The organism is Nostoc sp. CALU 546 (assembly GCF_048836525.1).
Window position 1 is genome coordinate 1 of the sequence record NZ_JAWJTF010000119.1, and the last position, 10,028, is coordinate 10,028.

At 39.4% G+C, this 10,028-nt stretch carries 9 protein-coding genes and 1 pseudogene; 9 read left to right on the forward strand and 1 reads right to left on the reverse strand.

The window, feature by feature from the left end; all coding sequences use genetic code 11:
• Window positions 1-578: 578 nt before the first annotated feature.
• From RRG12_RS36230 to RRG12_RS36250, 5 genes and pseudogenes are all read left to right on the forward strand, one after another.
• Window positions 579-1,472 (forward strand): O-antigen ligase family protein, encoded by an 894-nt coding sequence (locus tag RRG12_RS36230; protein ID WP_420762555.1) that lies wholly within the window; start codon window positions 579-581, stop codon window positions 1,470-1,472.
• Entirely contained in the window at window positions 1,450-2,619 is a 1,170-nt protein-coding gene (locus RRG12_RS36235; RefSeq protein ID WP_420762556.1) for a glycosyltransferase family 4 protein, read from the forward strand. The genes RRG12_RS36230 and RRG12_RS36235 overlap by 23 nt, the downstream gene beginning before the upstream one ends.
• 18 nt (window positions 2,620-2,637) lie before the next feature.
• Entirely contained in the window at window positions 2,638-2,829 is a 192-nt protein-coding gene (locus tag RRG12_RS36240) for a hypothetical protein (protein ID WP_181930207.1), read from the forward strand.
• Window positions 2,830-2,911: 82 nt separating this feature from the next.
• Window positions 2,912-3,046, forward strand: a pseudogene (locus tag RRG12_RS36245) (transposase); the annotation flags it as partial.
• A 309-nt stretch (window positions 3,047-3,355) separates the two neighbouring features.
• Window positions 3,356-4,147: a PEP-CTERM sorting domain-containing protein gene (locus RRG12_RS36250; protein ID WP_420762557.1), complete on the forward strand. Its 792-nt coding sequence runs from the start codon at window positions 3,356-3,358 to the stop codon at window positions 4,145-4,147.
• 409 nt (window positions 4,148-4,556) lie between these two features.
• On the opposite strand, the gene RRG12_RS36255 is transcribed toward RRG12_RS36250, so the two are convergent.
• On the reverse strand, window positions 4,557-4,709 hold the full coding sequence (locus RRG12_RS36255; protein WP_069070042.1) for a nicotinate phosphoribosyltransferase: 153 nt from the start codon (window positions 4,707-4,709) through the stop codon (window positions 4,557-4,559).
• Window positions 4,710-5,164: 455 nt separating this feature from the next.
• On the opposite strand from RRG12_RS36255, the gene RRG12_RS36260 reads away from it, so the two are divergent.
• From RRG12_RS36260 to RRG12_RS36275, 4 genes are all read left to right on the forward strand, one after another.
• Window positions 5,165-6,574: a nicotinate phosphoribosyltransferase gene (locus RRG12_RS36260; RefSeq protein WP_420762558.1), complete on the forward strand. Its 1,410-nt coding sequence runs from the start codon at window positions 5,165-5,167 to the stop codon at window positions 6,572-6,574.
• 76 nt (window positions 6,575-6,650) lie between these two features.
• Window positions 6,651-7,250: a nicotinate-nucleotide adenylyltransferase gene (locus tag RRG12_RS36265; RefSeq protein WP_420762559.1), complete on the forward strand. Its 600-nt coding sequence runs from the start codon at window positions 6,651-6,653 to the stop codon at window positions 7,248-7,250.
• A complete protein-coding gene (locus RRG12_RS36270; RefSeq protein WP_069070045.1) occupies window positions 7,211-7,957 on the forward strand; it encodes an NUDIX hydrolase in 747 nt (248 codons plus the stop codon). The genes RRG12_RS36265 and RRG12_RS36270 overlap by 40 nt, the downstream gene beginning before the upstream one ends.
• Window positions 7,958-8,102: 145 nt before the next feature.
• The gene (locus tag RRG12_RS36275; protein ID WP_420762564.1) at window positions 8,103-9,851 is read left to right on the forward strand and encodes an NAD+ synthase; all 1,749 of its coding nucleotides are present in this window, start codon (window positions 8,103-8,105) and stop codon (window positions 9,849-9,851) included.
• Window positions 9,852-10,028 lie beyond the last annotated feature (177 nt).

The window sequence follows — 10,028 nt, forward strand, 5'->3', positions numbered from 1 at the left end:
TTTAGTGTGATCAAATTTTATACCCATTCAATTAATGATTGCAACACATCATTGGGTAAAGACGCGATGAATCGCGTCTCTACAAATGGTCTATTTGTCGCAATTCTTTTTTCAAATTGGTATTAGCTTAAAAAAATATCACAATCTCTCTTTCAACCTGCGATTTTGGGTTGAGTATAGGTTTTTTGTTGTCAAAAAATATCCACAACTAAAAGGTTATGATTAATATATTTTTCCTGCTAATACTATTTTCTTCACTTCTAGGGCGGATTAAGTTTCCGGGAATAAATATTGGGATTCATTATTTATTACTTCCTGCATTTAGCTTTGGGATAATCAGTTTATCTACCAAAAATATACCCGAAGTTTTAAGAAAGCATAGAATCATTTTGATATCTATCAGTCTACTGTATTTATGGATGTGGCTCTCCTCATTCATGAGTCAATTTTCCAATACTGCAATTCTTTATAGCATTAAATATTCTACTTACTTTATATTATTTTTTACTTTTTTAGTTCTAACTTTCAGAAATATAAAAACCTCATCTTTAACATTTTACTATCGGTGTATATTATATTTGCTACAAGTAATTGCAGTTTTTGGTTTTTTAGAAGCTTTATTCCCCAATCACTGGATTTTTGAATTATTAAAATTTCCAAGTTATTATCCTCAGATTGGTTCAATTATGCAAAATCCTAATCAGTTTGGGGTAATAGTCGCCATTGGATTATGTTTGAGCCTAATTTTAGAAAAACAGAACAATATATCTAAACTTGAATTGTACATAAGCGAATTTGTTTTTCTCATTTCTCTAGCTTTATCTGCTAGCAGAAATGCCTGGTTAGTTTTGATTTTTGGGATGTTTCTTTTATTGATATATAAAATTATTAGTATTAGAAAAATGATTTTGATCATGAGCTTATGGCTCTTATGCATCATATCCATACCAGTATCTACATATAGAATTGGTTTGGGAGATATTAAAATATTTCCCTTAATTAATTTATTTGTAAACAATTCCAGCGAAATAGCGCTTCCTAGTCCTGTAGGAACAGCTTTGTCAAGGTTTGCACTTTGGCAGGCAGCTATTATTGAAACTATTAAAAGACCGATTACTGGTATAGGTGTAGGAGTTTTTGCAGAACATATAGGAGTGAAAGTTTTTGGAGTTAAAGGTTATCATGCACATAATATATTTTTAAATGTGTTGGTAGAACAAGGAATTATCGGATTATTGTTATTTACTAATTTTTTAGTAAGAATAGCTTCTCATCTTAAATATGCTAATCCTGTGACTATCATTCCAATTATGATGTTTTTAGCATCTCAAATGCCAGATTTTTTTGCCGAAGACTATACTTTTACAACTATTGAATTTTATTTTCTGGCAGCAGCTATCAATTCTCAAAAAGATTTTGTTATTGAATCAAAACCTCAAACTATTTACAATGTTCAAAAAACCCGCAATTGATAAACGTCATTTCAATTTAATATTTCCGAATATATTTGGTTTTAAGGGAGGTATCCAAGTTTACTCAACATTTTTGTTGAAAGCTTTACAAGATGTGTATCCTGATGCTGAGTATGATGTGCTTCTCAAGTATGACAAGCACAATTCAACACAGCCGCAAGACTTGCAATTTTTACCTTCAACAAGATTTCATTATTTTGGCTCTTTCCCAAGATTATTACAAACCATTTTATTTGCCACAAACATAATTGTTTTGGCTATTTTTAAACGTCCTACTATAGTCATATCAACTCATGTTAACTATGCCGTTGCTTGTTATGTTCTAAAACTTTTGACTGGGATTCCTTACTGGGTAGTTGCTCATGGATTAGAAGTTTGGGATATTGAAAATAATGCTACAAAGTTAGCATTACAAAAAGCAGATAAAATTATTAGTGTTAGTAATTACACTCGCCAGCGCTTGCTGAAATATGATGATATTGACCCAGATAAAGTAGTCATTTTACCTAATACGTTTGATGCTAGTCAATTTAAAATAAATCCTAAACCAACCTACTTACTCAAACGATATAATTTAACGGATGAGCAACCTGTAATTCTAACAGTAACGCGAATGGGAAGTATGGCAAAATATAAGGGTTATGACCAAATCCTTCATGCTTTGGTTAAAATCCGTTTTTATGTGCCTAATGTTCACTTTATTCTTGTAGGTAAAGGAGATGATTTACCTCGAATTAATGCTTTAGTGTCCAACTTAAATCTACAAGATTGTGTCACTATTCCAGGGTTTGTACCAGATGAAGAATTATGCGCTCATTACAATCTCTGCGATGTTTTTGCTTTGCCTAGTAAAGGTGAAGGATTTGGTATTGTTTATCTAGAAGCTTTAGCTTGTGGTAAACCTGTGTTGGCGGGTAATCAAGATGGTTCTATAGACCCTTTGGCTGAAGGGAAATTGGGATGTTTAGTTGATCCTGATAACGTAGAAGAAATTGCCCATAATCTAATTCAAATTCTGCAAGGAACTTGCTCTAATCCAGTAATTTACCAACCAGAATACTTGCAACGAAAAACTATTGAATCTTATGATTTTAGCAATTTTCGTGCGATTTTAACAAAGTTAGTTGTAGATATTAGTGCAAATTAAAATAAATATTTTGGAAAAATGGACGATTCAGTATTCGTTATATTTCTTGCTTTTGGGTGTATTTGGATTTTGATGGGAGTTGTCGGTTGGATTGCATTTTTGAAATCTGAGGGTGAGGAAATTAAGTTTGGTAAGTGGGGACTTATAGTTGCTATTCCAATCCTAATACCAATAATTGTTTCTCTAATTATTGGTGTATTTTATCACTAGTAAAAATGATGTAATGTTTCCAATATTTTTCGGTTAAGGGGGAAAGGGGAAGGGTTTGAATTTACTTTTCCTCCTTACCCGTCGGGCACATTCACATAAAGTCTTTGAAGGGTTAGTTGGATGGGTTAAAAATTCCGTGGGTTGGCATTATGGCTTTAAACTACATTTGATTATTAACGACAGAGGAGACTTATTTGCTTTTAAGCTCACTCTTGCCTACGCTACCTCCTGCACTTTTTTAGTTCCATCGAACTTACGTTAATTTACGAACTGGCTCAGGCTAAACCTTAGAACAATTTAAACATCTTCTCATCAGGAAATGAAATTAAAATTGGGGAATAAGGTCATTGTCTTCGATACACTCCGCAAAGACAAGAATAAAAATAGCGATTGATAAGGCTTTTTGTTGTTGATGAAACTTTCATTAGTAGTTTGGGAATAATAAATCGTGCCTGAGAAAATTTTTAAATAAATCTCAGTGCATTAGGTGTGTTTTCTCATCGGCAATTCCAGGAGCAAATTGTTAATGAAAGTAAGTTCATCAGGGATTAAGCTAGGTTGTGCAATTGTTAGCAGCACTTGTTTAGCAGCAATGACGATCGCTTTAAGTGGAGCAAGTGCAATTGCTGCTCAATTCATCACAATTCAAAGCACTGGTACATTATCAGGAACTATCGAACTTCCCAGAAACAATCCCAATTTCAATCAAAGTACTACTCGGATTGATACGGATGACACTGGAACTTATTACCGGAACTTAGGAACTAATAATAATCCTAATTATGTTCCTGTATACGAGTCAGACTATTTAAAGGTAGAAACACGCTCTGATGGAAGTCTGCATTACTTTGTTGACTTTAAAGGTATTCCAATTGTCTCCTTTGATGGTGTTCTCACATCGCCGGTTCTTTCTGGTGGTCAGTTGACTGCATTTCTTTACCAGGGACAATTGCCAGGAACTACATTTCAAGGAGTAGTTCAGGATGAATTTAATCTCACAAAAGCTTTCTACACTGGTACTGTCATCGACCCAGACACCGGAAAACAGTATCAAGGCACTTTTGAAGTCAGTGGATATGGAGTGCGATATAGCGATCGCAATGGTAGTTCAACTCCCACAGTCTTTGATTTCCAGTCTGATATCCCAGGTTTGCCCAGTGTAACATCCTTGACCATCACTAACGCTACCTTGGCAAGTTTAAGAATCAAAGTACCTATCGATGAAACTTCTATCCCAGAACCCGCTAGCATTCTCGGAACCCTAATGGTAGCTGGTTTTGGTATTGTTTTGAAAGCGAAGAAAAGACAACTCTCCTAAGCTCGACTTTATCGAGGAAGGCAGGAGGCAGAGGGCAGGAGGTAGGAGGAAAACTGCCCGACGCTCGCGGACTCGCTAACGCTGCGCTATCCTGCCTCCTTCAACCATTTTCCCTTTCGGGTCATCACGACGTCAGGCGATCGCTAAAAAATGCAGTTTTTCTGCATACATAACATTTAAATAAAAAACTCCATCCCAAGAGTGGGATGGAGTTTTCCATCACTTTCATGAATTAGAGTAGTGGCGTATTGCAATACACCACTACTTTTGAATAAAGGGGTTTAAGTAAGTAGCTCAATCTACATTATTGGTTTTCAATTATATGGTTTGCCTGAATTCCCCGGTAATTAACCTTGTCTGAAATTCTGAATTTTGACTACTGTATTCTTTTTGAACGCCGTATTAGCACCTACCAAGTATCGGCTGTACGCTTATCATAAGGCTCACCTGTAAAAGGTTGTACGCCAATAACAGGATAAGCATCATCCGTAGGGCCAAAAATCCGCATTGCAGCTTCAGAAATATATTGGGTGATGTTAGCAATGATTTGGGAAATAGCCATAATATTCGGACTCCTTATTTTCGAGTCGCTTTAATTGTGCTACCTCTACTCTAATACTGATATTTAAGGCTGGCTCTAATTCTCAATATATTGAGAATATATGCAATGTTTATTCAGATAACTTCGCAATACTTTAGCTTGTGAAAAAACCAAACTTTGCTCACTAATTTTAATTGTAACATAGTTATTTCTTCAACCCCAGTCGGGAAAAGAGCCAAGCAAAACAAACTTTCTCTTAAAGGATATTGTTTCTTTTCATTAGCCGCCCTGTGAGATTAACATTATTGCCAGCTTTTACTATTAAAAAATGTTAAGTATTTTATAAAGTTAGTATTAATTTGCCTATCAATCTACTGATATACGGCAATCTCTGAAAATATACTTGCCAGGAGTTGACATTATTTATGGTAAATATTACCATAAATAAAAGAAGCATCTTGTAAGGAAGCTCTTGCATGACAACTTTGCCAGATTTGGACTATGTATATAAACAGCAAAGCCAGCAGAACCAGGAACTAAACCTTTCTGCCGATGACTACAGCTTGCTGACCGACCTTTACCAGTTAACAATGGCAGCTTGTTACACAGGCGAAGGTATAGAACAACGACGGGCAAGCTTTGAATTGTCTGTCAGAAGATTGCCAGAGGGTTTTGGTTATTTAATTGCAATGGGGCTAACGCAAGCATTGGAATATTTAGCCAAAATCCGCTTTAGTTCCGCGCAAATTGCGGCATTACAGGCAACGGGAATTTTTGCTCACGCAGGCGATCGCTTTTGGTCACTTTTAGCTGAGGGAAAGTTCACGGGTGATGTTTGGGCAGTACCGGAAGGGACAGCCGTCTTTGCCAATCAACCACTGTTGCGGGTGGAAGCACCCCTTTGGCAAGCGCAACTAGTGGAAACTTACCTTCTGAATACGATTAATTACCAGACTTTGATTGCCACAAAAGCAGCACGGTTAAGGGATGTAGCGGGGGAATCAGCAACACTTTTAGAATTTGGAACCAGACGAGCATTTAGTCCGCAGGCTTCCTTGTGGGCGGCGCGGGCGGCCCTGGCAGGTGGGTTAGATTCCACCTCCAATGTGTTAGCAGCGCTACAACTAGGACAACAGCCAAGTGGTACTATGGCACACGCCTTAGTGATGGCGTTATCAGCAATAGAAGGCACTGAAGAACAGGCTTTTAGTGCATTTCATCGATATTTTCCGGGTGCGCCATTGTTGATTGATACTTACGATACCGTTGCTGCTGCCCAGCGCTTGTCCGAAAAAGTAAATTCCGGGGAAATGCAATTAACAGGAGTGAGATTGGACTCAGGAGATTTAGTTACCTTATCAAAACAGGTGCGATCGCTCCTTCCCGATGTGCCAATTTTTGCCAGTGGCGACTTAGACGAGTGGGAAATTGCCAGATTAAAAGCCGCTGGGGCCGAAATTGATGGTTACGGACTGGGAACACGACTAGTTACAGGTTCGCCCGTAAACGGAGTTTATAAACTTGTAGACATTGATGGCATCCCAGTGATGAAAGAATCGAGTGGTAAGGTTACTTATCCAGGGCGCAAGCAGATTTTTCGCTCGTTTACGGGAGGTAAGGTAAAAGCAGACAGATTAGGACTCTTAGGTGAAAGTCTTCTAGATGAAGAACCTTTGTTGCAATTGGTAGTGCAGGAAGGTCAACGGGTGCAACCGTTAGAGTCTTTGGCAACAATTCGTCAACGTACCGCAGCCTCAGTTGCCAGTTTGCCACAACAAACACGGCGCTTGGATCATCCTGTGGCTGTAGAAGTGGAGATTTCTGAGGCGTTACGGGTATTGACTGAAGAAACTAAGAAACGTAGACGCACCAGCGGCTTGCCGTAGGCTACCGCAGAGGCACAGAGAACACATAAGTAAAAGTACTCTTTCAGTCTGTCTTAATTACGAACTACGAATTACTATGAGAGTTGCTTTGTTTGGAACGAGTGCCGATCCACCAACTGCGGGACATCAAAAAATTCTGAGTTGGTTGTCTGAGCGTTATGATTGGGTAGCAGTTTGGGCAGCGGATAATCCATTTAAGTCCCATCAAACACCCTTAGAACATCGGGCGGCAATGTTGCGATTGTTGATTGCGGATATAGACGCGCCACGGCACAATATTGCTTTGGAACAAGAATTGAGTAGCTTTAGAACACTGGAAACAGTGGAAAAAGCGAAGCTTATTTGGGGTGAAGACGCTGAATTGACGTTGATTATTGGTTCAGATTTACTGAGTCAGCTACCACGTTGGTATCGCATTGAAGATTTGTTACAGGAAGTGCAACTACTGATTGTACCGCGACCCGGATATGCAATAGATGAATCTAGTTCAGAGGTAGTGCAAAAGCTGGGAGGGAAGATTGCGATCGCTAGTCTGATCGGTCTAAATGTTTCCTCAACAGCGTACCGCGAACATGGAGATCCCCAAGCCCTCACAGCCCCTGTAGTTGCCTATATTAATCAAGAGCATTTGTACGAATGCCAGGACGTTCACAAAAAAAGATACCAACTCCGTTAAACCAACAACCTTTGGCCGATTTCAAGGTTGGTGTTGATAATGTAATTTTTTCTGTAGATACTGCCCAAAATCGGCTGTTAGTTCTACTAGTAATGCGACAGCAAGAACCATTTTTAAATCATTGGAGTCTTCCTGGTACTTTAGTGCGTCCAGGAGAGTCTTTAGAAGATGCTGCTTATCGCATTATGGCGGAGAAAATTAAGGTCAACAATCTCTATTTAGAACAACTGTATACCTTTGGCGGGCCGAATCGCGATCCACGGGAAGCAACTGATAGTTATGGTGTGCGTTATTTATCAGTTAGTTACTTTGCTCTAGTGCGATTTGAAGAAGCCGAATTGATTGCCGATCGCATGACTGGCATCGCTTGGTATCCGGTAAAACAAGTGCCGCAATTAGCTTTTGACCATAACGAAATTCTGGCTTATGGACATAGGCGGTTACGAAATAAATTAGAGTATAGCCCAGTGGCTTTTGAAGTCTTGCCAGAAATGTTCACCTTGAATGATTTATATCAGTTATACGCCACAGTTTTAGGTGATAACTTTTCCGATTATTCTAATTTTCGAGCGCGTCTACTCAAGTTAGGTTTTTTATGCGATACCGGAATTAAGGTATCACGGGGTGCTGGTCGTCCAGCTAGTTTGTATAAGTTTGACGCCGAAGCTTTTGCCCCCTTAAAAGATAAGCCTTTGGTATTTATTTAATGAACTGCTACGTGGGACAAGGGAGCAGGGGAAGCAGGGGAAGCAGGGGAAGATGAGGGGGACAAGGAGAATAACTAATGCCCAATGCCCAATGCCCAATGCCCAATGCCCAATGCCCAATGACAAATGACAAATGACAAATAAAATGAAGATTGTGATCGCTCAAATTAATCCGACAATCGGTGATTTGCTTTTAAATGCCCAAAAAATCCTGGAGGCGGCACAACGCGCAGCATCTAGCGGTGCGCGTTTGTTGTTGACACCGGAACTTTCTTTATGTGGCTATCCACCAAGGGATTTATTACTAAATCCTAGTTTTGTGGAAGCAATGGGTATCACTTTACAAAACTTGGCCCAGGATTTACCACCAAATTTAGCTGTGTTGGTAGGAACTGTTGAACCGAATATCAAGGCACATATTAGTGGTGGTAAAACTTTATTTAACAGCATAGCTCTGTTAGAAAATGGCAAGGTAAAGCAAATTTTTCACAAGCGACTTTTGCCTACTTACGATGTATTTGATGAACGTCGTTATTTTGAACCAGGTTTGGAAGCTAATTATTTCACTCTAGATAATATTCATATTGGCGTAACTATTTGCGAAGATTTATGGAATGATGAGGAATTTTGGGGCAAACGTAGTTATACAGTGAATCCGATTGCTGACTTAGCAATTCTGGGTGTAGATTTGATTGTAAATTTGTCTGCTTCCCCCTACACAGTCGGCAAGCAAGAGTTTCGCGAAACAATGCTGAGGCATAGTGCAGTACGTTTTCAACAACCGTTTATTTATGCTAATCAGGTTGGCGGAAATGATGACCTAATTTTTGATGGACGTAGTTTTGCTTTGAATCGTCAAGGTGAAATTATATCTCGCGCCCGTGGATTTGACACCGATTTATTAGTAGTTGAATTTGATGAAACACAACGGGATTTGCAACTGGGTTCTGTAGAACCGATGTATGAATCGGAAGATGAAGAAATTTGGCAAGCTTTGGTTTTGGGAGTGCGAGATTACGCTCGTAAATGTCGTTTTTCTAAAGTAGTGTTGGGTTTAAGTGGCGGGATTGACTCTGCCATAGTCGCTGCGATCGCCACGGCTGCACTTGGTAAAGAAAATGTCCTCGGTGTTCTCATGCCTTCCCCTTACAGTTCGGAGCATTCCATCAGCGATGCTTTGGCATTAGCGGAAAATTTGGGAATTAAGACTAATCTTTTACCAATTGGCGAGTTAATGCAAGGCTTTGATCAAACATTAGGCGATTTGTTTGCGGGTACTGAGTTTGGACTGGCAGAGGAAAATATACAATCCCGGATTCGGGGTAATTTATTAATGGCGATCGCTAATAAATTTGGATATCTGCTTTTATCTACCGGTAACAAGTCAGAAATGGCTGTGGGTTACTGTACTCTCTACGGCGATATGAATGGCGGGTTAGCAGTGATTGCAGATGTTCCTAAAACCCGCGTGTATTCACTTTGTCATTGGTTAAATCGCCATAATGAAATCATCCCGCAGAACGTCTTGACTAAAGCACCAAGCGCCGAACTCAAACCAGGTCAAGTGGATCAAGACTCTCTACCGCCTTACGAAATTTTGGACGATATTTTGCAACGTCTCGTTCATAATCACCAATCAGCAGCGCAAATTGTTGCAGCCGGTCACGATTCGGTAATTGTAGATAGAGTAATCCAAATGGTGGCGCGGGCTGAATTTAAACGGCGACAAGCACCCCCCGGATTGAAAATCACCGATCGCGCCTTTGGAACTGGTTGGCGAATGCCAATTGCTAGTAACTGGGTTGGTGTCAAAAACGCTTACCAGATTAAAAGCATAGCTACACCTACCTTAGTTTGTTGGGATGGACAAGGTGCTCATCCGCAAATCAAATAATTTTTGTGGTGTATCTAATAGTAATGCCATTTCACTTTAATAATGATACAAATACGTAGGTAGGGGTAAAGCACATTGCTCATTGGTGTCAACTGAAGCTAGAAATAGCTTTGCTGCGGGCTTCATAACCCGCCAGAGAATGAATTCTCTGGCTCATAGCTCAAGTCCACTGAAGTA